The 23,536-nt window shown below is 61.1% G+C and carries 23 protein-coding genes; 11 read left to right on the top strand and 12 right to left on the bottom strand.

The genetic code is table 11. The annotated features are described in order from the left end of the window. Positions 1–21 precede the first annotated feature (21 nt). From DUT91_RS12805 to pssA, 4 genes are all read left to right on the top strand, one after another. Complete coding sequence (locus tag DUT91_RS12805; protein ID WP_114440806.1) at positions 22–372, top strand: ArsR/SmtB family transcription factor; 351 nt, start codon at positions 22–24, stop codon at positions 370–372. 12 nt (positions 373–384) lie between these two features. After that, the gene (locus tag DUT91_RS12800) at positions 385–2,280 is read left to right on the top strand and encodes an ABCB family ABC transporter ATP-binding protein/permease (RefSeq protein ID WP_114440805.1); all 1,896 of its coding nucleotides are present in this window, start codon (positions 385–387) and stop codon (positions 2,278–2,280) included. A gap of 164 nt (positions 2,281–2,444) precedes the next feature. Next, positions 2,445–3,143 (top strand): phosphatidylserine decarboxylase, encoded by a 699-nt coding sequence (locus tag DUT91_RS12795; RefSeq protein ID WP_114440804.1) that lies wholly within the window; start codon positions 2,445–2,447, stop codon positions 3,141–3,143. Positions 3,144–3,147: 4 nt separating this feature from the next. Continuing rightward, positions 3,148–4,002, top strand: a complete 855-nt coding sequence (gene pssA, locus DUT91_RS12790) for a CDP-diacylglycerol--serine O-phosphatidyltransferase (RefSeq protein ID WP_114440803.1) — start codon at positions 3,148–3,150, stop codon at positions 4,000–4,002. 227 nt (positions 4,003–4,229) lie between these two features. On the opposite strand, the gene DUT91_RS12780 is transcribed toward pssA, so the two are convergent. The 12 genes from DUT91_RS12780 to DUT91_RS12725 all read right to left on the bottom strand — a co-directional run bounded on the left by DUT91_RS12780 (position 4,230) and on the right by DUT91_RS12725 (position 16,537). Next, positions 4,230–4,970 carry an SDR family NAD(P)-dependent oxidoreductase gene (locus tag DUT91_RS12780; RefSeq protein WP_114440802.1) on the bottom strand — a complete coding sequence of 247 codons (741 nt, stop codon included), beginning with the start codon at positions 4,968–4,970 and terminating at the stop codon, positions 4,230–4,232. 45 nt (positions 4,971–5,015) lie between these two features. Further along, positions 5,016–6,506 (bottom strand): amidophosphoribosyltransferase, encoded by a 1,491-nt coding sequence (purF, locus tag DUT91_RS12775; RefSeq protein WP_114440801.1) that lies wholly within the window; start codon positions 6,504–6,506, stop codon positions 5,016–5,018. Between the two features lie 256 nt (positions 6,507–6,762). Continuing rightward, positions 6,763–7,353: a CvpA family protein gene (locus DUT91_RS12770; RefSeq protein WP_114440800.1), complete on the bottom strand. Its 591-nt coding sequence runs from the start codon at positions 7,351–7,353 to the stop codon at positions 6,763–6,765. Positions 7,354–7,580: 227 nt separating this feature from the next. Then, on the bottom strand, positions 7,581–8,975 hold the full coding sequence (gene radA / locus DUT91_RS12765; protein WP_114440799.1) for a DNA repair protein RadA: 1,395 nt from the start codon (positions 8,973–8,975) through the stop codon (positions 7,581–7,583). Next, entirely contained in the window at positions 8,975–10,156 is a 1,182-nt protein-coding gene (gene alr / locus DUT91_RS12760) for an alanine racemase (RefSeq protein ID WP_114440798.1), read from the bottom strand. The genes radA and alr overlap by 1 nt, the downstream gene beginning before the upstream one ends. Continuing rightward, positions 10,153–11,679, bottom strand: coding sequence for a replicative DNA helicase (locus DUT91_RS12755; RefSeq protein ID WP_114440797.1), 1,527 nt, complete (start codon positions 11,677–11,679; stop codon positions 10,153–10,155). The genes alr and DUT91_RS12755 overlap by 4 nt, the downstream gene beginning before the upstream one ends. Before the next feature lie 225 nt (positions 11,680–11,904). Further along, on the bottom strand, positions 11,905–13,188 hold the full coding sequence (locus tag DUT91_RS12750) for a cyclopropane fatty acid synthase (RefSeq protein WP_114440796.1): 1,284 nt from the start codon (positions 13,186–13,188) through the stop codon (positions 11,905–11,907). Between the two features lie 228 nt (positions 13,189–13,416). Next, a complete protein-coding gene (rplI, locus tag DUT91_RS12745; protein ID WP_114440795.1) occupies positions 13,417–13,989 on the bottom strand; it encodes a 50S ribosomal protein L9 in 573 nt (190 codons plus the stop codon). 25 nt (positions 13,990–14,014) lie between these two features. Beyond that, a complete protein-coding gene (locus DUT91_RS12740; protein ID WP_114440794.1) occupies positions 14,015–14,977 on the bottom strand; it encodes a DUF2232 domain-containing protein in 963 nt (320 codons plus the stop codon). A 142-nt stretch (positions 14,978–15,119) separates the two neighbouring features. Beyond that, on the bottom strand, positions 15,120–15,368 hold the full coding sequence (rpsR, locus tag DUT91_RS12735; RefSeq protein WP_105740196.1) for a 30S ribosomal protein S18: 249 nt from the start codon (positions 15,366–15,368) through the stop codon (positions 15,120–15,122). Next, positions 15,368–15,832 (bottom strand): 30S ribosomal protein S6, encoded by a 465-nt coding sequence (gene rpsF, locus DUT91_RS12730; RefSeq protein ID WP_114440793.1) that lies wholly within the window; start codon positions 15,830–15,832, stop codon positions 15,368–15,370. Before rpsF ends, rpsR begins: the two co-directional genes overlap by 1 nt. Before the next feature lie 360 nt (positions 15,833–16,192). Beyond that, complete coding sequence (locus DUT91_RS12725; RefSeq protein WP_114440792.1) at positions 16,193–16,537, bottom strand: hypothetical protein; 345 nt, start codon at positions 16,535–16,537, stop codon at positions 16,193–16,195. 341 nt (positions 16,538–16,878) lie between these two features. Between DUT91_RS12725 and fabD the strand changes: the two genes are divergently transcribed. The 7 genes from fabD to gmk all read left to right on the top strand — a co-directional run bounded on the left by fabD (position 16,879) and on the right by gmk (position 23,535). Continuing rightward, positions 16,879–17,817, top strand: coding sequence for an ACP S-malonyltransferase (fabD, locus tag DUT91_RS12720; RefSeq protein ID WP_114440791.1), 939 nt, complete (start codon positions 16,879–16,881; stop codon positions 17,815–17,817). 78 nt (positions 17,818–17,895) lie between these two features. Next, positions 17,896–18,633 carry a 3-oxoacyl-[acyl-carrier-protein] reductase gene (fabG, locus tag DUT91_RS12715; protein WP_114440790.1) on the top strand — a complete coding sequence of 246 codons (738 nt, stop codon included), beginning with the start codon at positions 17,896–17,898 and terminating at the stop codon, positions 18,631–18,633. A 289-nt stretch (positions 18,634–18,922) separates the two neighbouring features. Next, entirely contained in the window at positions 18,923–19,159 is a 237-nt protein-coding gene (locus tag DUT91_RS12710) for an acyl carrier protein (protein ID WP_068881166.1), read from the top strand. A 149-nt stretch (positions 19,160–19,308) separates the two neighbouring features. After that, entirely contained in the window at positions 19,309–20,571 is a 1,263-nt protein-coding gene (gene fabF / locus DUT91_RS12705; RefSeq protein WP_114440789.1) for a beta-ketoacyl-ACP synthase II, read from the top strand. A gap of 94 nt (positions 20,572–20,665) precedes the next feature. Further along, positions 20,666–21,922, top strand: coding sequence for an endolytic transglycosylase MltG (gene mltG / locus DUT91_RS12700; RefSeq protein ID WP_114440788.1), 1,257 nt, complete (start codon positions 20,666–20,668; stop codon positions 21,920–21,922). A 32-nt stretch (positions 21,923–21,954) separates the two neighbouring features. Beyond that, a complete protein-coding gene (locus tag DUT91_RS12695; protein ID WP_114440787.1) occupies positions 21,955–22,866 on the top strand; it encodes a YicC/YloC family endoribonuclease in 912 nt (303 codons plus the stop codon). A 6-nt stretch (positions 22,867–22,872) separates the two neighbouring features. After that, positions 22,873–23,535 (top strand): guanylate kinase, encoded by a 663-nt coding sequence (gene gmk / locus DUT91_RS12690; RefSeq protein ID WP_114440786.1) that lies wholly within the window; start codon positions 22,873–22,875, stop codon positions 23,533–23,535. Position 23,536 lies beyond the last annotated feature (1 nt).

Raw genomic sequence — 23,536 nt, 5'->3', positions numbered from 1 at the left:
ATCGTATATCGCCGATTTACGATGAATGATTGTTCCCGCCCGGATTACGATCCACTTGCCGATAATGGCGAGGATGCCCGCGCCGCCCGTATCTATGCGGCGCTGGCTCATGAGGTGCGTCTCCGCATCCTGCGCCACCTCAGCCTTCAGGATGCCTGTTGCTGCAAAGAGATCGTTTCCACGGTCGATCTTGCGCAGTCCACCGTCTCGCAACACCTGAAGGTTCTGGTGCAGTCAGGGCTGGTCGATTATCGGCCCGAACGCCAGTCATCCCGCTACAGTGTCAATAGCCAGGCGCTGGCCGCGATCCATACTCATTTGAACGGCCTGGTGAACGACCTTGCCGATTTCTGTTCCAAAGAGCGGAAATAAAGCTCCGAGATCATGTCAGACAAAAAAACCTCGAAAACCGTTTCCGCCGAATCCGGCCAGACCCTGCAGACGATCCGCAACCTCTGGCCCTATATGTGGCCGGATGGCAGGCCGGATCTGAAGATGCGCGTCGTCTGGGCGACGTTTTATCTCGTCATTTCCAAGATCGTTCTGATCCTCGTTCCCTATTTCTTCAAATGGGCGACGAATGCGCTGAATGGCCAGTTTCAGGCGCCGGATTATATCCCCGCCCTGTTCCTCGGCGCCGTCATGCTGGTCGTCGCCTATAATTTCGCACGAATCATCCAGGCAGGGCTCAACCAGTTGCGCGACGCGCTTTTTGCCAGCGTCGGCCAATATGCCGTGCGCCAGCTAGCCTTCAGGACCTTCGTGCATATGCATGAGCTGTCGCTGCGCTTTCATCTGGAGCGGCGCACCGGCGGCTTGTCGCGGGTCATCGAGCGCGGCACCAAGGGTATCGAGACCATTGTCCGGTTCACGATCCTCAACACGCTGCCGACCATCCTGGAATTCGCGCTGACGGCGGTCATTTTCGCCTACGCCTACGGATTTTCCTATCTGGTCGTCGTCGCTGTGACGGTCTCGCTCTATACATGGTTCACCATCAAGGCGAGCGACTGGCGCATCAACATCCGCCGCGACATGAACGAATCCGATACTGACGCCAACACAAAGGCGATCGACTCGCTGCTCAATTTCGAAACCGTCAAATATTTCGGCAACGAGGCTATGGAAGCCCGGCGTTTCGACAGCGCCATGGCGCGCTATGAGACGGCGGCGACCAAGACCTGGACCTCGCTCGGCTGGCTGAACTTCGGCCAGGCGGTGATCTTCGGCGCCGGCATGGCGATCCTCATGGTGATGTCGGCGCGTGCGGTGATCGCAGGCACGCAGTCGCTGGGCGATTTCGTTTTCATCAACGCGCTTCTGATGCAATTGTCGGTACCGCTCAACTTCATCGGCTTCATCTACCGCGAGGTGCGCCAGGGGCTCACCGACATCGAGCAGATGTTCGACCTGCTCGACGTTGAGCAGGAGGTCAGGGACAAGCCGAACGCCAAGCCGCTCGTCGTCACCGAAGGCGCGATCCGCTTCGACGACGTGTATTTCTCCTATGACCCGGCACGGCCTATCCTGAAAGGTATCAGCTTCGAGGTTCCCGCCGGAAAGACCGTCGCCATCGTCGGCCCCTCGGGCGCGGGCAAGTCCACGATTTCGCGGCTGCTGTTCCGTTTCTACGATATCCAGGACGGCGCCATCACCATCGATGGCCAGGATGTCCGCGACGTGACGCAGGAATCCTTGCGCAAGGTCATCGGCATGGTGCCGCAGGATACGGTGCTGTTCAACGACACTATCGCCTATAATGTCCGCTATGGCCGCGTGTCGGCGACGGAGGAGGAGGTCGAGCGCGCAGCCGAACTGGCGCAGATCTCGCATTTCATCAAGCTCCTGCCGGACGGCTATCAGTCCATGGTTGGAGAGCGCGGGCTGAAGCTCTCCGGCGGCGAAAAGCAGCGGGTTGCCATCGCCCGCACCATTCTGAAGGCGCCGCCCATCCTCATCCTCGACGAGGCAACCTCGGCGCTAGACACGGCAACCGAGCAGGAAATCCAGTCGGCCCTCGATATCGTCAGCAAAGGCCGCACCACGCTCGTCATCGCGCACCGCCTGTCGACGGTCATCACGGCTGATGAGATCATCGTGCTCAAGGACGGCGTGATCGCCGAGCGCGGCACCCATCGCTCGCTCCTGCATAAAAAGGGGCTCTACGCCTCCATGTGGGATCGCCAGCGCGAGGCGACCGAAGCCGAGGAGCGCCTGCGGCAGGTGCGCGAGAAGGACGAACTGGGCTTGGTGAGCCGTGGGGTTCCGGCTGCGGAGTGAGTGGACGCCGTTCAGTTGATGGCAGGTTGCCGATTCATCCAATTATCCACAGCGCCGACGCTGCAGAACGCTGTAACGCAAGCAACGCCTGTATTTTCCAGGAAGGTCGGGTTTGCCGAACGCCATGTTCTCCACTAAGTAGTGGGAAACACGAGGAATGATTGATGAGCCTATTCGATACCGTCCGCAACACATTCGTGCCCATCCACCGCGAGGGATATCCTTTCATCGCGGCCTTCTTCCTGGCCTCGCTCGTCCTCGGCTGGTTCTGGGATCCACTGTTCTGGATCGGCATGGTCCTCACCATCTGGTGCATCTATTTCTACCGCGATCCCGAGCGGGTGACGCCGACGGACGACCGGCTGGTCATCAGTTCGGCTGACGGCAAGGTCTCTTCCGTCGGTCCGGCAATCCCGCCGCGCGAGCTCGGTCTCGGCGATGAGCCGATGTTGCGCATTTCCGTTTTCATGAACGTCTTTTCCTGCCATGTGAACCGCGCGCCGGTCCGTGGGCAGATCACCCGGATCGCCTATCGCCCGGGCATGTTCCTCAATGCCGATCTGGACAAGGCGAGCGCGGAAAACGAGCGAAACAGTCTTCTGATCGACAGCAACAATGGAACGGTAGCGGTGGTGCAGATCGCCGGCCTCGTCGCGCGGCGCATCGTCTGCTGGGCCAAGGAAGACAATCTGCTGGCGACCGGCGAGCGCTTCGGCCTGATCCGTTTCGGCTCCCGTGTCGATGTTTATCTGCCGAAGGGCGCCGAGGCCCGCGTTGCCGTCGGCCAGACCGCGGTTGCAGGCGAAACCGTCGTGGCTGAGTTCGGCAGCGACAGGCCAGCTCCCACAGTGCGGATAGCCTAAGCCGATGGAAACACCGTTTCCGCCATTCGAGCCGAACGGCCCCACCGAGGGCAGGGGGCCGCGCCTGTCGCAGATACCGATGCGCATGGTCATCCCCAATGTGATCACCGTGCTCGCCATCTGCGCCGGGCTGACCGGCGTGCGGCTCGCCTTCGAAAACCGTTTCGAACTGGCGGTGTCGATGGTGCTCGTCGCCGCCTTCCTCGACGGGATAGACGGGCGCGTCGCGCGGATGATGAAGGGTACGTCCAAATTCGGCGCGCAAATGGATTCGCTCGCCGACATCGTCAATTTCGGCGTGGCGCCGGCGCTGGTGCTTTATTCCTTCATGCTCGACCAGGCGCGCGCCTTCGGCTGGATCGCCGCGCTGCTCTACTGCATCGCCTGCTGCCTGCGGCTGGCCCGCTTCAACGTCATGCTGGAGGACCCCCGCACGCCGTCCTGGCAGAGCAATTATTTCATTGGTGTCCCCGCGCCCGCGGGCGCCATGCTGGTGCTGCTGCCGGTCTATCTTGGCTTTCTTGGCCTGGCCCCGACACGGGTGCTCGCCTTCGCCGCCGCGATCTATACGGTCGCCATCGCCTTCCTGCTAGTCAGCCGCCTGCCGGTCTATAACGGCAAGACGGCGGGAAGCCTGGTCCGCCGCGATGTCGTCATGCCGCTCATCCTGTGCGTGGTCATCTATGTCGCCTTCCTGATGAGCTACACCTGGGAAACGCTGACATTGACCGCGCTCGCCTATCTGGCGTTCCTGCCCTTCAGCGTGGCCGCCTGGCACAAGCGCATGGCAGCTGAGATGCAGGAGACGGCGGAAAACTCGGCGGAAACGGATGACATATCGGACGACAAAGGCGCGTAAAGCCGTGGTGTGAGGTGCGTGTCTTCTCACCCCCCTCTGGCCTGCCGGCCATCTCCCCCACAAGGGGGGAGATTGGCTGACATGTAGATGGCATTTAATCGTCAACGTTTGCGATTGGTGGATAATTTCGATGAAAGCGTAATCTCCCCCCTTGTGGGGGAGATGGCCGGCAGGCCAGAGGGGGGTACTGTCCCGCCAGCGCTTTTCAAATATCGACAGCGAATCCGTCAGTCAGGCAGACGGTAGTTCAGGAACCGGCCTTGCCGCACGTCGAAAAGCTGCCCGGTGACATCGAGCGCGGGATCCGCCAGCGCCACGATCTTCACAGCTACATCCCTTGGGTGGGGCAGGGTCTCCGGGTCTTCGCCGGGCACGGCTTGCGCCCGCATGGCGGTGCGCGTCGCGCCGGGATTGACCGAATTGACGCGCAATTTCATGTTTCGGGTCTCTTCGGCCCAGCTTCGCGCCATCACCTCGATAGCCGCCTTGGAGGCCGCGTATGGAGCCCAGAAGGCGCGCGCGGAATGGGCGACGCCCGATGAGAGCACAATCGCACGGCCAGCATCCGACTGCCGCAGCAGCGGGTCGACGGAGCGGATCAGCCGCCATGTGCCTGTGACGTTGACATTCATGACCTTTTCGAAGGTCTTCGCCTCGACATGGCCGAGAGGCGCTATGGTCCCGAGCACGCCTGCATTGGCGACCAGAATGTCGAGCTTTCCCCAGCGCTCGTGGATCGAGCCGCCGAGCCTGTCGATCCCCGGCATGTCCGTCAGGTCGAGCGGCACGAGCGTTGCGCTGCCGCCGAGCGCCCTGATCTCGTCATCGAGCTCTTCCAGACCGCCGACGGTGCGGGCAACGGCGATCACATGGGCGCCGCGCTTTGCGAGTTCGAGGCTGAGGAAATAGCCGATGCCGCGCGAGGCGCCGGTCACCAGCGCCAGCCGGCCATTCAGATCGATGCTCATGCTTGTCCTGCTACTGAAAGGAAAAACCGTTTGTTCGGAAGTGGATTATCCGTTGCTCGCAATCAGTGAAAGACTGTGCACATTGCTCAGGCTTTCCTGGTCTAGGAGGCGGGTTGGATAGTCGCCCGTGAAATAATGATCGGTGAATTGCGGCGCGCGGGGGTCGCGCGGCTTGCCGCCTACGGCCCGGTAGAGCCCGTCGATCGAAAGGAACGCCAGCGAATCCGCGCCGATATAGCGGCACATGGATTCCAGGTCCGCGTGCTGGTTGGCGAGCAGCTTATCCGCCTCCGGCGTGTCGATGCCGTAGAAATCCGGATGGAAGATCATCGGGCTGGCAACTCGCAAATGGACTTCGCGCGCCCCGGCATCGCGGATCATCTGCACGATCTTCAGCGAAGTGGTGCCGCGCACGATGGAATCATCCACCAGCACCACGCGCTTGTCCTTGATCACGGCGCGATTGGCCGAATGCTTGAGCTTCACGCCAAAGGCCCGGATCGATTGCGTCGGCTCGATGAAGGTGCGCCCGACATAATGATTGCGGATGATGCCGAGTTCGAAGGGAATCCCGCTTTCCTGCCCATAGCCGATCGCCGCCGGCGTGCCGCCATCGGGGACGGGCACTACCACGTCGGCTTCGACGGGAGCCTCCTGGGCGAGATTGATGCCCATGTTCTTGCGCACCGAATAGACGTTGCGGCCGCCCACCACCGAATCTGGCCGGGCGAAATAGACATATTCGAAGAGGCACAGCCGCTCCGGCTTGGGAGCCTGCGGCTTGATCACCTCGGTGGAGATCGAGCCGTCGGGCTGGATCTCGCAGATCACCACTTCGCCGTTTTCGATGTCGCGGATGAACTTCGCGCCAATGATGTCGAGGGCGCAGGTCTCGGAACAGAAGATCGGCTTGCCGTCGAGTTCGCCCATCACCAGCGGCCGAATGCCGATGGGATCGCGGGCCGCGATCAGCTTGGTACGGGTCATGGCGAGCATGGAATAGCCGCCCTCTACCTGCCTGATCGCATCGACGAAGCGGTCGCTCGACGAGGTGGAGCGCGAGCGCGCGATGAGATGGAGCACCACTTCCGTGTCGGATGTGGACTGGCAGATCGCGCCATCGGCGATCAACTGCCGGCGCAGCGTCAGCCCGTTGGTGAAATTGCCATTATGCGCGATGGCGATGCCGCCGACTTCCAGCTCCGCGAAAAGCGGCTGCACATTGCGCAGGATCGTTTCGCCCGTGGTCGAATACCTGACATGGCCGATCGCCATGGCGCCGGGCAATTGCGCCAGCGTGGCGGGATTGGTGTAATGATCGCCGACAAGGCCCATCCGCCGTTCGGAAAAGAAGCTCTTGCCGTCATAGGAGACGATACCGGCCGCTTCCTGCCCGCGATGCTGCAGCGCGTGCAGCCCCAGCGCCGTCAGCGTCGCCGCGTCGGGATGGCCGAGAATACCGAAAATCCCGCATTCTTCATGCAGGCTGTCGTCATCCAGGGAGAAGGGCGTCTCGTTACCAAAGGAATCGATCATTGCCGCAAGACCTTTCGATTGCGGTTAGCGCAGTCCAGGAATATGCGAAGCGGTTCTCCGTCCGGACTTGCGTAGAAACAAATAGTTAGAGCGGCTCTCCGATTCAATCAAAACGGAAACCGCTCTATGGGATAATTTGGGAAATCCCGTTCCTGGCAGGCGTCATCTAGCACGAATGGGGAAGTTTTTGAAAGCGATCCATTGTCGCGCCCAATCAAAAGTCGCGCCCAATCAAAATTCCCGATAAGCGCCAGAACTACTCGGCGGGAGTCCCCTCGGCCGGCGCGTTCTCGCGGGTCTCCGGAACAGGCTCGGTCGTACCGGTCGGCGCGTCGGCCTTCGGCTTCAAACGGTCCAGTATGGACGTTTCCGGATCTGCCGGGAGCAGGCCTACCAATTTCTGACCCAGCGAATCGAGCAGCGGCTTGGACTTCGCATTGGCGATCCATCCCGGTTGGTCCCCGGCGACGAGCCAGTTGAAGAACAGCATGGCTACGACCACCAGAAGAACGCCGCGTGCCGCGCCAAAAACGAAACCGAGCGTACGATCGAGCGCGCCAATCCGGCTGTCGATGATAAAATCGGCAACCTTCATCGTAATGACCGACACGATGATCAGCGTGACGATAAAGACCGCGCCGGCCGCTGCGATCTTGGCGATCGTTTCATTGTTTATATAAGGCTGAACCAGCGGCACGACAGGGGTATAGAACAGATAGGCGGCGATTGCCGCCGCCGCCCATGAGGCGACCGAAAGCACCTCGCGGGAAAATCCGCGCACCATGGCGAGCACGGCGGAAACCAGCGTGATCCCCAGAAGAACTCCGTCAAGCAGCGTAATCGGCATCTTGGCCCACCTCAGTTCTGTCGCCCGGCTCTGCGTTCATGTTCGAACGCGGAACCCCTTCAATTGCCGCGCGTCCGGACGGACACGCAAAAAACGCTCTCTCCGCAAGCCGGATGGAAAGCTGTTTCCGCTTTTTCCGGGGCTTGCGCTAACATCTTGAAACCAGACATGATCTTTTCCGGAAAATCTGTCAACTTTCCCGACCTGATTTTCCAGAAGACCCTATACTAGTCACGCGGTTTCTTTCCGGGGCCGGACGCTGCAATGCGGGCCACGAGGTCCGGCAACGACGCGGTTTCGGTCAAAGGGAAACTACGGTCCTTCAGCAGTTCCCCGCTTCCCCCCGGAAGCACTGCCTGCCGGAAACCGAGTTTTTCCGCTTCCTTGAGCCGCTGCACGGCATGTGCCACCGGGCGGACGGCTCCAGAAAGACTGACTTCGCCGAAATAAACGCAATTGGCGGGAAGGGCAATACCGGCGATCGAGGAAACCAGCGCCGCCGCAACGGCGAGATCGGCTGCCGGTTCGCTGATGCGATAGCCGCCCGCGACGTTGAGGTAGACGTCATGCTGGCCGAAGCGGACGCCGCAATGCGCCTCCAGCACCGCGAGAATCATCGACAGCCGGTTGCCGTCCCAGCCGACGACGGCGCGGCGCGGCGTGCCGAGCGTCGAAGGCGCGACCAGCGCCTGGATTTCCACGAGGATGGGTCGCGTGCCTTCCATCCCGGCGAAAACGGCGGCCCCGGGCGATTTCTCGTTGCGTTCGCCGAGGAAGAGCTCGGACGGATTGGCAACTTCCCTCAGGCCCATATCGGACATTTCGAAGACGCCGATCTCGTCCGTGGGGCCGAAGCGGTTCTTGACCGTTCGCAGGATGCGGTAGTGGTGGCCACCTTCACCCTCGAAATAGAGGACCGCATCGACCATATGTTCGACGACGCGCGGTCCGGCGATCTGCCCGTCCTTGGTGACATGGCCGACGAGCACGATGGCCGCTCCCGTCTGCTTGGCGAAGCGGATCATCGCCTGGGCGCCTGCGCGCACCTGCGTCACCGTGCCGGGCGCCGAATCGGCGCTGTCGGTCCAGAGCGTCTGGATGGAATCGATGATGACCAGATCGGGGCGGCGCGGTTCGGCAATCGTCGCCAGAATGTCCTCCACATTGGTCTCGGCGGCGAGTTCCACCGCCGTATCGGCTGCATGAAGCCGCTGCGCCCGCAGGCGGATCTGCGCCACCGCCTCCTCGCCCGACACATAGACGACGCGATGGCCGCGGCGCGCCAGCGCGGCGGCCGCCTGCGTCAGGAGGGTCGATTTGCCGATCCCGGGATCGCCGCCGACGAGCAGCGCCGAACCACGGACGAAACCGCCGCCGGTGACCCGGTCGAGTTCGGCGATGCCCGACTGGATGCGCGGCGCATCCTCGATATCGCCCGAAAGCGTGGTCAACACCACGGCGCGTCCCTTGCGCGGCGCCTTCCCGGGTCCGCCGCCGATGCCGCCTGACGTTCCCTCCTCGACGAGCGTGTTCCACTCGCCGCAGGCGTCGCATTTGCCGGCCCAGCGCGTGTGCACCGAGCCGCAGTTCTGGCAGATGAATTGAACGCGCGCCTTGGCCATCAGAACACCAGCTCTCCGCCGATATAGCGGCGATGATAGCGCAGTCCGAGGCCAGTCAGGAGTTCGTAACCGATAGTACCGGCGGCGCGCGCCACATCGTCGAGCGCAATATTGGCGCCAAAAAGCTCGATATGATCGCCGATCCCAATCGCGTCTTCCGGCACATCGGTCACATCGAAAGAGGTCAGATCCATGGTGACGCGTCCGAGCACGGGAACGCGCTGCCCGGCGATAAAGCCATGCGCGCCTTCCGCGATCGTCGAGCGCAGCGGTATGCCGGATCCCGAGGCCGCGCGCGGATACCCGTCGGCATAGCCGGTCGAGCAGACGGCGATGCGTGTGTCGCGGGCAAGCGTCGTGGTCGCGCCATAGCCCGCCGTCTCGCCCTTGGCCGCATGGCGGATCTGCACGATTCGCGTCTCCGCGGTGACTACCTGTTTCATCGGGCTGCCCGTCCCGTCGACTGCTTCACCGCCATAAAGCGCAATGCCCGGCCGCGTCAGGTCAAACGCATAATCGCTGCCGAGAAAAATGCCCGCCGAATTCGCGAGACTTGATTCAATGTCGCCAAAAGCTGCTCGAACCTTTTGAAAAGATTCGAGTTGCTGTCGGCTCTTGTCGCTGGAAGGCGTATCGGCGCATGCGAGATGGCTCATCAGCAATACGGGGCGTACCGATTTCGCGCTGCCGGCGAAGGCAATGGCTTCGCCGGGCGAAAGGCCAAGCCGGTTCATGCCGGTATCGACGTGGATGGCGCAGGGCTTGCGCCTGCCGTGCTTGGCCCAGATCGCGATCTCATGGTCGGAGCCGAGCACCGGAATGAGATCGGCATCGGTAAAGGCCGGAGCCGCATCGTCGAACAACCCGTTCAACACGAAAACGCGCGCTCGAGGCGCGGCATGGCGCACGCGCAGGCCTTCCTCGGGAAGCGCCACGAAAAAACTGTCGCAACCGGCAGCGGTCAGGGCAGGGACGACCTGCGCGATGCCGCAGCCATAGGCATCCGCCTTGACCACCGCGGCGGCGCGTCCCGGCCGCGAGCGTGCGTCAAGCGATCGCCAATTATCGGCCAGCGCATCGAGATCGATGGTCAGCCGCCCGCCGGCCAGAAGCCGATCGGCGCCGGTGGGCAGTACCGATTGTTCCAATGATGTCGGGGTCAATCTGGATTTCGCGTTCATTCATACCGTTCGGGCAGATGTGATTCCTCAGCCAGATCGGTAAAGCGTGTGAATTCCGCCTGGAAGGCAAGCTTGACGGTGCCGGTAGGCCCGTGGCGCTGCTTGGCGATGATAACTTCCGCCTTCCCCTTGGCTTCCTCCATGTCCGCCTGCCACTTGAAATATTCTTCCGTGCCGGGCTTCGGCTCGCGGTTCTTGATGTAATATTCCTCGCGGAACACGAACAGCACCACGTCGGCGTCCTGCTCGATCGAACCCGATTCGCGAAGATCCGAAAGCTGCGGACGCTTGTCCTCGCGACTTTCGACCTGACGCGAAAGCTGGGAGAGCGCGATGATGGGAACATTCAGTTCCTTGCCGAGCGCCTTGAGGCCCGTGGTGATCTCGGTGATTTCCTGCACGCGGTTCTGCGCCGAGGCCTTGGACGAGCCGGTCATCAGCTGCACGTAATCGATGACCAGAACGTCGAGGCCGCGCTGCCGCTTCAGGCGGCGGGCGCGGGCGGAAAGCTGCGCAATCGAGATGCCGCCGGTCTGGTCGATATAGAGCGGGATCTTCTGCATCATGTGCGAGCAGGCGACGAGCTTTTCGAAGTCGGTCTCGGTGATCTCGCCGCGCCTGATCTTCGAGGATGAGATTTCCGTCTGCTCGGAGATGATACGTGTCGCAAGCTGCTCGGACGACATTTCGAGCGAGAAGAACCCGACCACGCCGCCATTGACCGCCTTGACCGATCCGTCCGCCTGCTGCTCGCCATGATAGGCGTTGGCGATATTGAAGGCGATGTTGGTGGCGAGCGAGGTCTTGCCCATGCCGGGACGTCCGGCCAGGATGATAAGATCGGAGGGCTGCAAACCGCCCATCCGGGCGTCGAGCGAATGGATACCCGACGATACGCCCGACAGATGGCCGTCGCGCATGAAGGCGGCATTGGCCATGTCGACGGCGATCTTGACCGCGTCGGTGAAGGACTGGAAACCGCCATCGTAGCGGCCCGTCTCGGCCAGTTCGAACAGGCGGCGCTCGGCATCCTCGATCTGGCCCTGCGGCGCCATGTCCACCGGCGCGTCATAGGCGATGTTGACCATGTCCTCGCCGATGGTGATCAGCGCGCGGCGCGTGGCGAGATCGTAGATGGCGCGGCCGTAATCCTCGGCATTGATGACGGTCACGGCCTCGGCAGCGAGGCGTGCCACATATTGGAAGACCGTCATGTCGCCGACCTTCTCCTCCGCCGGGAGAAAGGTCTTGATGGTGACCGGATTGGCCATCTTGCCGATGCGGATGAGATCGGAAGCAACTTCGTAGATCTTGCGGTGCAGCGGTTCGTAGAAATGACCGGGCTTCAGGAAGTCCGACACCCGGTAGAAGGCGTCATTGTTGATCAGGATCGCGCCGAGCAGCGCCTGTTCCGCCTCGATATTGTTCGGCGCCTCGCGATAAAGCGGGCCGCGCCCGTCACGTCCGCCGTCCCGCGTTCCGTCGCGCGCCTGGTCGAGTTTGCGTATTGTCGCTTCAGCCATGATTCTCGTTTCGCCCCTTGTCCGCGTCGAGGTAGCGCCGGAATATTCGAGAATGCAATGCGCAACCCGGTCGATTCGGTGGAGAGCAAAAACCTATACCATGATTCACAGTGATTCACAGTTTCCCGTGTCAGTCGGAATATGGAGGGTTGACACCTGATTTGCCGTTTGTGGAGCGCGTCGGATTGAATCGCAACGCCAACGCTTGCATTTAAAGGAACCGCGCTATTTCCCCGTAGCCCCCCGGGATGGCACCGATATTTCGGTGTTTGCACCGCGTGGCGCGCTGTCGAGGCGTTTCAGGCGCTTCTCCTCCGCCTCGATATAGTTGCGGGTGAGTGGCACGGCGTCCTGCCGGTGGGCGATCTGGATCTGGAACACCATCATGTTCTGCCAGCGGAAGGCGCTTTCCGATGCGGCGAGATAGAACTCCCACATGCGGCAGAAACGCTCGTCATAGATCGATTTGGCGATCTCGCGATTGGCCATGAACGCCTCGCGCCATGCCTTCAGCGTTTCGGCATAGTGCAGCCGCAGGATTTCAATATCGGTGACGATCAGGCCTGCACGCTCGATATGCGGCAGCACCTCCGAAAGCGCCGGTATGTAGCCGCCGGGGAAGATATATTTCCGGATGAATGGATTGGTGGCGCCTGGCCCGTCGCTGCGCCCGATGGCGTGAAGCAGGAATACGCCGTCAGGTTTGAGCAGCCTGGCGGTATGCTCGAAATATTCGGCGAAATGATTGACGCCTACATGCTCGAACATGCCGACCGAAACGATGCGGTCAAAAGGATCCTGCAGAAGGCGGTAATCCTGCAGGTTGAACCGCGCCGTGCCCGAAAGTCCTTCCTCCGCAGCCCGCTTGTTGGCGACGGCATGCTGTTCCTGGCTGAGCGTGACGCCGGTGACGTCGGCATGCAGATATTTTGCCATGTAAAGGCCGAGGCCGCCCCAGCCGCAACCGATGTCGAGCAGGGAATGCCCCTCCTTGATCAGGAGCTTGGCGGCAAGATGCCGTTTCTTGGCGAGTTGCGCTTCCGCGAGGGTGGATTGGGGCGTCTCGAAATAAGCGCAGGAATATTGCATGTCGGGATCGAGGAACAGCCGGTAGAGATCGCCCGAGAGATCGTAATGATGACGTACATGCGATGAGGCAAGCGCGAGCGTGTTGATCTGCTGCAGCCGCCGTCCTGCCCGCCTGGCGCCGTCCAGCGCTCGCATCCATGGTTCCTTGGCGGCGATCGGTCCGGTATTTTCGAAAACGAGTTTCAGAAGCCCGTAAATATCGCCTTCGAGAAAATCGAGATCCCCCGCCATATAGGCTTCGCCGAGCTTCAGCTCGGGATTGATCGCCAGCGCCCGCTCGGCGCGACGTGACTTGATGTTGATGTGCGTGGGATCACCGGTCTTGTCCCCGAACCGATGGCTGACGCCGTCAGCGTCGGTAACGGTCAGGTCCCCCGTCTTGATCAGATGGTTCAATACAGTCCTTAAAAGAGCATACATCTACCAATCTCCAGAAAAGATCGGCCCCAGTTTCGGGTTTTCCGGATGATACGGCAAACCGCGCACCATCCACGTATCCCTTAGCCGGGCCACGAATAATGGTAAGATAAGCGCTTTTTTATGTCTGAAAAGAGAAAATGCCCGGCGTCGCCACCGGGCATCATCATTTATAGTTTACCGATCCGGGGCAATCACCGGAGATAAAGCAAGGAGAACAGCGCCCCTCGATCAGGCGTTGTCTTCGTTCTCCAGGTCTTCATCGTCCAGGATTTCCTCGGCGAGGGGCTCTTCCTCGATACCGTAGATGGCCTCGGCGGAGGTCAGATCCTCGCCCCTGACCTGACGTTCGGCTTCCTCGGCGGAACGCGCGATGTTGATCGTAACCGAGACTTCCACTTCCGGATGCAGCGCGATCGCGATCTTGTGCAGTCCGATCGTCTTGATCGGCACGTTGAGCTCGACCTGGTTGCGTCCGACGGTGAAGCCTTCGCCGGTCAGGATTTCGGCGATGTCGCGGGTCGAGACAGAACCGTAGAGCTGGCCGGTTTCGCCGGCCGAACGCACGACGATGAAGCTCTTGCCGTCGAGCTTCTCGGCAACGCTCTGGGCTTCGGTCTTGCGCTCGAGGTTGCGGGCTTCGAGCTGGGCGCGCTGGCCTTCGAACTTCTTCTTGTTGGCTTCATTGGCGCGCAATGCCTTGCCCTGCGGCAGGAGGAAATTGCGGGCGTAGCCGTCCTTGACCTTTACGGTTTCGCCCATCTGGCCAAGGCGCGAAATGCGTTCAAGCAGAATGACTTCCATTGTTATATCCTTTCAGTGTCGTCTGTTAGTTGATCGGGGTTTTGGATGAGGTTTTCGACACCGGGGCGTTGCGTGACGTGTCGAACAGTCCGGCGATAAGAAAGACAAAAAGCACGAAGGCGAAGAGCACGACGGCGAGATAGGCGATCCACAGGGCGAAAGGCCGCCATGGCGCGCCCCGCGTGCGAAAATGCATCATCGCGAAGCCCGCCAGAAGGAAACCGGCGCTGAGCGCCCCGGCGACGGCCGCCGCCGCATGGCCGATCCCGCCGCCGATGAAGGCGAGGGCGAGGCTGACGGTCAGGACCAGAAGGGCTGCGCGCGGCATGCGAAGCGTTGCCGGCCAGTCGTCGCGAGGGCGGCGAAGCCTGCCGGAAAGCGCGGTAAGGCGTAGCGCCAGGTAAAGATTGGCGATCAGCACGAGAAGGCAGGTCGCCGGCTGGATGGCGGGAAGCGCGGCGACCATGAAATTCGCGAGATTGTCGCGCATCTCGTTGCTCGCGGCGAATTCAGGGTTGGCTTGCGAAACGCTCGCCATGATCGCATTCGCGACCTCGCGCGCCAATGCTTCGCCGAAGCCGATGATGATCCCGATGATGATGAAGCTGGCCGCGATCATCAGGGCCAGGCGGAAGATGATATCGGAGAGCGGATACCAGACGAGCGTATCGGATGGACCACCCATTTCGTCCGCCGGACGGGCGAGGCCGGCGAGGTAGGCCCCTGTCGCGGCCGGAACGATGCTGGTCAGCGCCACGAGAAGCGCAGCCATCGGTGCGGCAACAAGCGCGACGGCGATGGTGGCGACGATTGCCGAAACCAGCCCGGCGGTGGTGCCCCAGCCGAGCGCTGCGATGAAGATCGGCAATGGGGTGAGGAAATAAAGGAACATCGCCACACCCGATTGGGTGATGACGCCAGCCGACATCAGCGCGGCCGCGAGCCCCGCCAATATGCCAATGCCAATCGATGTTCTGTCGAATTTCATGTGCTCGCTGTCCTGCTGGTTCTCATGGCCCGAGCATATCGGGTAATCCACGGACCTTCAAAGCAGTTAGAGGTGGCGGTCTGGCCGCAACACCCCAACTCAAGGGAAGAAACGGGAGGCGGCAGGCGCCTCCCGGAATGTCTTACTTCACGATGTAAGGCAGAAGGCCGAGGAAACGGGCGCGCTTGATCGCCTTGGCGAGTTCGCGCTGCTTCTTCTGGCTGACAGCCGTGATGCGGGACGGAACGATCTTGCCGCGCTCGGAAATATAGCGCTGCAGGAGCTTCACGTCCTTGTAGTCGATCTTCGGTGCGTTGGCGCCGGAGAATGGGCAGGTCTTGCGGCGGCGATGGAACGGACGCCGGGTCGGGATCTGGTTGATGTCGACCATTATACGGCTCCTTCACCGGCTTCATTGTCGCGCGGACGGCGCGGACGGTCGCGATCGCCATCGCGAGGACGATCGCCATCGCGCGGACGGCGCGGACGGTCATCGTCGCGACCGAAACGATCGTCGCGTTCGCGGCGGTCGTCACGGCGGGCGAGCATGGCCGACTGGCCTTCCTCATGTTCCTCGACGCGGACCGTCAGGAAGCGCAGCACATCTTCGTTGATGCGCATCTGGCGTTCCATCTCGCTGACAGCCGCCGCCGGAGCGTCGATGTTCAGGAGCGTGTAATACGCCTTGCGGTTCTTGTTGATACGGTAGGTGAGGGGACGCAGTCCCCAGCTTTCGATACGCCCGACCTTGCCGCCATTGGCCTCAATGACACCCTTGTACTGTTCTACAAGAGCATCGACCTGCTGCTGCGTTATATCCTGTCGGGCAAGGAGCACATGTTCGTAAAGAGCCATTGTCTCTGCCTTTCTTCAATTACCATCACAAGACGTCAGCGACTAAGCCTCTGCGACTTCTCTCATGCCGGAAAACCGGAGAAGAAAGGACGCGGGGTCGAGACGATCGAGAGCGGAGACACGGGAGGCTGAAGCACTTTAGACTTCGACGGATATTAATCCGGCCCTCCGTTCAGCCCCCAGCTGACGCCGAGCAATGAACGGGCGGCTTATATGGGTTTTCCTCCCAACATGCAATCCCGCATATTTTAATGAGGAAATAGCTGGGAAAACGCCCGTTGGAAATGTCAAAACGCCGGTGGGGTTCCGGCGTTTCGATGCTGCACGGGACGTTTATCCCGGATTTGCTCCGCAAAATTGCTATTGCGTTGAAAAACTCTTGCAGAGACTATCCACGTTATCGCTGTAAAGCGTTTTGTCCATAGTCATCGTATCGCAGTTAGCGCGAACTTTTTCCTGCTCCGTGGGGGACATGGTGCGCCAGCGCTCGGCGAAGTCTCCATCATCGCGGATGGAGCCGGTGGTCTGATCATCGACAAGCGGCTCGTTGGCGCCCATGTCCATCGTCTGGACGCCACCAGTCGTTTCCGGTCTTGGGAATGTCCTTCCCGGATCGTCTCCAGTGGCAGCATTCTGTGCCAGTGCAGGGCCCAGGCTTATCGAAAGCGCGAAAACCGCGGCAACGGTCGTTTTCAGGTCGAGCATCGTCTTCTCCTGAAATTATGTTTCGGGTTCAAGGGGTTTATCGAAGCAACCGAAGCATTTGCTCCAGACGTCGCATACGAAGTTCTAACGGTGACGGGAACCAATGGTTCCGAGGTTTTTTGCGTCGGGCACAACGGGTTTTCCGCCCGTTCCTTCGTGGGCGAAAGCCGGTCAGGGTTGTCATTATCCGAGCGGCCATGGCTTGTCGCAATGTGCGATTCCGCTTGTATTCGGCCCGATTTCCCACCGATACAGGGGTTTTGGCCCCGTCACACTTGACTTCTGCGTTGCCGATGGTCACACCGCGCGCCAATATTGATGAAAGAGGCTGGAGACCAACGATGGCCATAGCATTTACATTTCCGGGGCAGGGCAGCCAGGCGGTCGGCATGGGCAAGGCGCTTGCCGAAACCTTTCCCGAGGCGCGCGCCGTGTTCGACGAGGTGGATGATGCGCTGGGGGAGAAGCTTTCCTCCGTCATGTTCGAGGGACCTGAGGAAACGCTGACATTGACGGCCAATGCCCAGCCGGCCCTGATGGCGGTATCGCTCGCCGTCATGCGTGTGCTCGAGGCGAAGGGATTTTCGCTGAAGGACAAGGTGTCCTATGTCGCGGGCCATTCGCTCGGTGAATATTCGGCGCTTTGCGCTGCCGGAACCTTTTCGCTCGCCGATACCGCCCGCCTCCTGCGCATTCGCGGCAATGCCATGCAGCGCGCGGTTCCCGTGGGCGAGGGGGCAATGGCGGCGATCATCGGTCTGGAGCACGTCGATGTGCAGAAGGTCTGTACCGAGGCTTCCGCCGGCGGCGTCTGCCAGATCGCCAATGACAATGGCGGCGGACAGATCGTTATCTCCGGGTTGAAGCCCGCGGTCGAAATGGCGGCGAAGCTTGCGACCGATCTCGGCGCCAAGCGGGCGATCATGTTGCCGGTCTCGGCGCCCTTCCATTCGGCCCTGATGGCGCCGGCCGCAGAGGCGATGCGCGCGGCGCTGGCGGATGTGAAGATGAACGACCCGGTGGTGCCGCTCGTGGCCAATGTGCGCGCCGGTCCGGTGACCGATGCAGGAGAGATCGCCTCACTTCTGGTCGCCCAAGTGACGGGGCAGGTCCGCTGGCGCGAAACCATCGAGTGGTTCGCCGCAAACGGTGTCACTTCGCTTTATGAGATCGGCTCCGGCAAGGTGCTGACCGGTCTCGCGCGCCGCATATCGAAAGACATGACCGGAACCGCTGTCGGAACGGCGGAAGAAATCGAAGCTGCGCTCGCCACACTCTAAAGCATGGTCCCGGAAAGTTGCAGACTTTCAGGTGAGATCATGTCTAGGACACAAGAGAATTGACGGGAAGGAACCGCAATGTTTGATCTTAATGGCCGCAAGGCCCTCGTTACCGGTGCGACCGGCGGTATCGGCGAGGCTATCGCCCGTACGCTTCATGCGCAGGGCGCAATCGTTGGCCTGCACGGCACCCGTGTCGAGAAACTGGAAGCGCTGGCTGCCGAACTCGGCGACCGGGTGAAGCTGTTCCCGGCCGATCTTTCGGACCGCACGGAAGTCAAGGCGCTCGGCGAAAAGGCGGAGAAGGAACTCGAGGGCGTCGAGATCCTCGTCAATAATGCCGGCATCACCAGGGATGGCCTGTTCGTCCGCATGAGCGACGCCGATTGGGACGCCGTGCTGAACGTCAATCTCACATCGGTGTTCAACCTTACCAAGGAACTGACCCACCCGATGATGCGCCGCCGCCATGGCCGCATCATCAACATCACCTCGATCGTCGGCATCACCGGCAATCCCGGCCAAGCCAACTATTGCGCGTCGAAAGCCGGACTGATCGGCTTTTCCAAATCGCTGGCGCAGGAAATCGCCAGCCGTAACGTGACGGTGAATTGCGTTGCGCCGGGCTTCATCGAATCGGCCATGACCGACAAGCTCAATGAAAAGCAGAAGGATACGATCATGGGGGCTATCCCCATGAGGCGCATGGGCACTGGCGCCGAGATCGCCGCCGCCGTCGCCTATCTCGCCAGCGATGAAGCCGCTTACGTCACGGGGCAGACCCTGCACGTAAACGGCGGCATGGCGATGATCTGATCCAAATTAACCGGTTTGCTCGGAAATGGGCCCCAAACCCGGCTATCTCAGGGCAATATGCGCTTTGCCCGGGCCAAAATGCGCTTTGCGCGGGCAAGGAACCGTGTTAAGGCGCGCGCTGAATTGGCATGCCGCATGCTTTGTGGGGGCCAATCTGTTCCGAAAGGAATATCCACAGGGTACCTGTTGCACCGCGAAAGCGTCACGTGGCAGGTATCTTATAGCTTGATTACATCCACCCATGCCGCTAACCAAGGCAGGGAAACAACACACAGGTCGAGGTTCGGACATGAGCGACACCGCAGAACGCGTCAAGAAAATCGTTGTTGAACATCTGGGCGTAGATGCCGACAAGGTCACGGAAGGCGCAAGCTTCATTGATGACCTCGGCGCTGACAGCCTTGATACCGTCGAACTCGTCATGGCTTTCGAGGAAGAATTCGGCGTCGAAATCCCTGATGATGCCGCTGAAACGATCTTGACCGTCGGCGACGCCGTCAAGTTCATCGATAAGGCGAAAGCCTGATTTCAGGCGGATATGCGGGCTGGACGACTTTCGGTCTCCAGCCCGGATTCTCTCTGCTGAATGTGCTTTACGCCTGATACCCTGAACGGGTTTCGGCACACTGCCTGTCAGAAGCACGAAATGGCAATGTCGGCATTGAAGGGTGGAATATGAGGCGTGTCGTAATCACGGGTCTCGGACTGGTGTCGCCGCTGGCAAGCGGCGTGGAAGAAACCTGGTCGAGGCTTCTTGCCGGAAAGAGTGGCGCGCGCCGCGTGACCGAGTTCGAAGTCGACGATCTGCCATGCAAGATCGCCTGCCGCATTCCCATCGGTGACGGCGCCGACGGCACATTCAACGCCGATCTCTTCATGGAGCCGAAGGAACAGCGCAAGGTCGATCCCTTCATCGTCTATGCGATGGGCGCTGCAGATCAGGCGCTTGCCGACGCCAACTGGCATCCCGAGAGCGACGAGGACCAGATCCGCACGGGCGTCCTGATCGGTTCGGGCATCGGCGGCATCGAGGGCATCGTCGAGGCCGGCTATACGCTGCGCGACAAGGGCCCCCGCCGTATCTCTCCCTTCTTCATTCCCGGACGGCTGATCAATCTCGCCTCCGGCCATGTTTCTATCAAGCACAAGCTGCGCGGGCCCAACCACGCGGTCGTCACCGCCTGCTCCACCGGCGCGCACGCCATCGGCGACGCGGCGCGGCTGATTGCCTTCGGCGACGCCGACGTCATGGTGGCCGGCGGCACCGAATCTCCGGTGAGCCGTATCTCGCTCGCGGGCTTTGCCGCCTGCAAGGCGCTTTCGACCGATCGCAACGACGATCCGACCCGCGCGTCGCGTCCCTGGGATGCCGACCGTGACGGTTTTGTCATGGGCGAGGGAGCGGGCGTTGTCGTCCTTGAAGCGCTTGAGCATGCTTTGGAACGCGGCGCGAAGATCTATGCCGAAGTAATCGGCTACGGTCTTTCGGGCGATGCTTTCCACATCACGGCGCCGGTCGAAACCGGCGAGGGCGCGCAGCGCTGCATGGAAGCCGCCCTGAAAAGGGCAGGCATTGCACCGTCCGAAATCGATTACATCAACGCGCACGGCACCTCGACCATGGCCGATACGATCGAGCTCGCAGCCGTGGAGCGTGTTGTTGGTGATGCCGCATCGCGCATCTCGATGTCGTCGACCAAATCGTCGATCGGACATCTCCTGGGTGCCGCCGGTGCAGCCGAAGCCATCTTCTGCACATTGGCCATTCGCGATAATATCGCTCCGGCTACACTCAATCTTGACAATCCCGCGGTTGACACCAAAATCGATCTCGTTCCGCATAAGCCGCGCGAACGCCAGATTGATACCGTATTGTCGAATTCCTTCGGTTTTGGGGGCACAAACGCGTCGCTGGTCCTGCGTCGCTATCAGGCTTAAGCCACGGCCGCTGCGTCCGTGCTTTTGCCGCAATCGCCCCCGACCTTTTAGACAGTGCTGCTGTGCCCAAGAGGATGGGAACTGAGGTGATCGAGTGAATTCAGACGCGAAGCCAGAGAACGGCACTCCGGAAGATCAGGTTTCGGGGCAGGTTGCGGGCGGGACACCGTCCCAACCGACAGAAGCTACGCCGGCACACAAGCCGATCGTGCCCAAATCGGCGAGCGAAGCACTGCGGCCCGAGCCCGGAACGCCGCCACCGCCGCCGCGTCGTTCGCGCCATGCGCGAAGCCAGATTGTCGTTTTCGCCAATTTCATGCTGTCGCTGCTGGTTCTGGCAGTTGTCGGCGCATCGCTGCTCTTCTATTTCGGCAAGCAGCAGTTCAACGCGCCGGGCCCATCTGCCGTTGCGAGCACCTTTCTCGTCAAGCGGGGTAGCGGCATCGTGGAGATCGCCGACGGTCTGGAGCGTCGCGGCCTCATCTCGGACGCGCGCATATTCCGCTACGGTGTCCGCGCCTATGGCCACGAGAAGGATATGAAGGCGGGCGAATACGAGATCGCGCCCCATGCCTCCATGCGTGACATCATGGAAACCTTGCGCAGCGGCAAGTCGATCCTGCTCTCCCTGACGATTCCCGAGGGGCTGACAGTCCAGCAGATATTTGACCGGATCGCGGCGAACGATGCGCTGGTCGGTAATCTTCCCTCTACCTTGCCGCCCGAGGGCAGCATGTTTGCTGATACGCTACGCTTTACCCGCGGCACGACGCGTCAGGAAGTCATCACCAAGCTTGAGGCCGAGCAGAAGAAGCTGATCGATGAGATCTGGGCCAAGCGCAGCCCCGATCTGCCGTTGAAGAACGTCAATGAATTCGTGACGCTCGCTTCTATCGTTGAAAAGGAAACCGGCGTGGCGTCGGAACGCCCCCGTGTGGCTTCCGTTTTCCTAAACCGGCTGCAGAAGGGCATGCGCCTTCAGTCTGATCCGACGATCATCTATGGTCTGTTCGGGGGCAGGGGAAAGCCCGCCGACCGGCCGATCTTCAGGTCGGATATCGACAAGCCAACGCCTTACAACACCTATATTATCAACGGTCTGCCGCCGACGCCCGTCGCCAATCCCGGCCGTGCGGCGCTCGAGGCCGTGGCCAATCCGCTGAAAACCAATGATCTCTATTTCGTCGCCGACGGCACGGGTGGCCATGTCTTTTCAGCGACGCTTAAAGAGCACAATGAGAATGTCCGCCGCTGGAGGCTGGTCGAGCAGCAGAAGAAGGACGAAGCCGCCAAAGCCGCTGTGCCCGGCAGTGCTGATGGCGAGGCCAATCCGGCGCAGCCCGGCCAATAAGGCCTAACCGCGCTCTGGAGGCGGGGAATTAAATGATTCTGCAGAGCATGACCGGTTTCGCTCGCCATGCCGTCGTTTATAGCGGCGGCAAAGAGGGTGCTAAAGGCGATGCGCGTATCGTCTGGGAACTGCGTTCCGTCAACGGCAAGGGGCTTGATGTACGCTTCCGGCTACCCCAGGGGCTGGAGGGTGTCGAACCCCCGGCGCGCACCATGCTTGCACGGCATTTCTCACGCGGCAATTTTCAGGCGGGGCTGACGGTCGAGCGGTCGGCTGCCAAATCCGATGTCGCCATCAATGAAAGCTATCTGGCCAATGTCATGGCCGTCGGCGAGCGCCTGCGTACGCAATACGGGCTGGCGCCGGCGAGCGTCGATGGCATTCTGGCCTTGCGCGGCGTCCTGGACCAGCCGCAGGAAACGGAGAGCCAGGAGACGCAGGCCGATCTTGAGGCAGCGATCCTGGCGGCGCTGGACGGCGCGCTTGCCGCTCTCGGCGATGCGAGGCGTGCGGAAGGCAGCTCCATCGGCGCCATCCTTGCCGGCCAGATCGATATGATCGCCGAACTGGCCGAGCGCGCACGCAATGATGCCTCCCGCAGCGTTGAAGCCGTCAGGGCGCGCCTTGCGGCGCAGATGGCATTGCTTCTCGATGCCGCAAGCGGACTGGACGAAACGCGGCTCTACATGGAAGCGGCTTTCCTCGCCACCAAGGCCGACATTCAGGAAGAGCTCGATCGTCTCGATACTCATGTGGCCTCGGCCCGCCAGTTGATTGGCGCGGGCGGCCCCATTGGGCGCAAGCTCGATTTCCTCAGCCAGGAATTCAATCGCGAAGCCAACACGCTGTGCTCAAAATCGAACGCGGCTTCGATCACCGCCATCGGGCTTGAGCTGAAGGCGGTCGTCGATCAATTTCGCGAACAGGTACAGAATCTGGAGTAGTTCATTATGGCCATTTCCTCGGTCGAAAGTGGCATCAAGCGCCGCGGCCTGATGATGGTGATTTCCTCGCCATCGGGCGCCGGCAAATCGACGATCGCGCGGCTGCTCCTTGAGGACAAGGAGATGGATCTGGCGTTGTCGGTCAGCGTCACGACACGCCCGCGTCGCCCCAGCGAAATACAAGATGTGCACTATCATTTCATCTCTGTGCGTGAGTTTGAGCGCCTGCGCGACAGCGAGGCGCTGATCGAGTGGGCCGAGGTCCACGGCAATTTCTACGGAACCTTGCGTGAGACGGCGGAGAACGCCCTGGCCGAGGGCCGCGACATGCTGTTCGACATCGACTGGCAGGGCGCCGACCAGTTGCAGGAAAAAATGCCAGCCGACGTGGTCTCGATTTTCATCCTGCCGCCGACGATGCGCGAACTTCAGCAGCGTCTTCATCGCCGTGCGGAGGATACGCCTGATGTGATCGAGACCCGACTGCAAAATGCGCGTTTCGAGATCCAGAAATGGAGCAAATACGACTATATCGTCATCAACGAGGACCTGAACCGCTCCTATGCGGCGGTGAAGGCCATCGTCGGCGCCGAACGCCTCCGCCGCGACCGCCGTCCAGGCCTATTCGATTTCGTCAGCACATTGCTCGAGGAAAACCCCGGAATTTGAG

The sequence above is a fragment of the Paramesorhizobium salinisoli genome (genome assembly GCF_003335045.1).
GTDB lineage: Bacteria > Pseudomonadota > Alphaproteobacteria > Rhizobiales > Rhizobiaceae > Paramesorhizobium > Paramesorhizobium salinisoli.
This window is presented reverse-complemented; position numbering and strand designations above follow the sequence as displayed.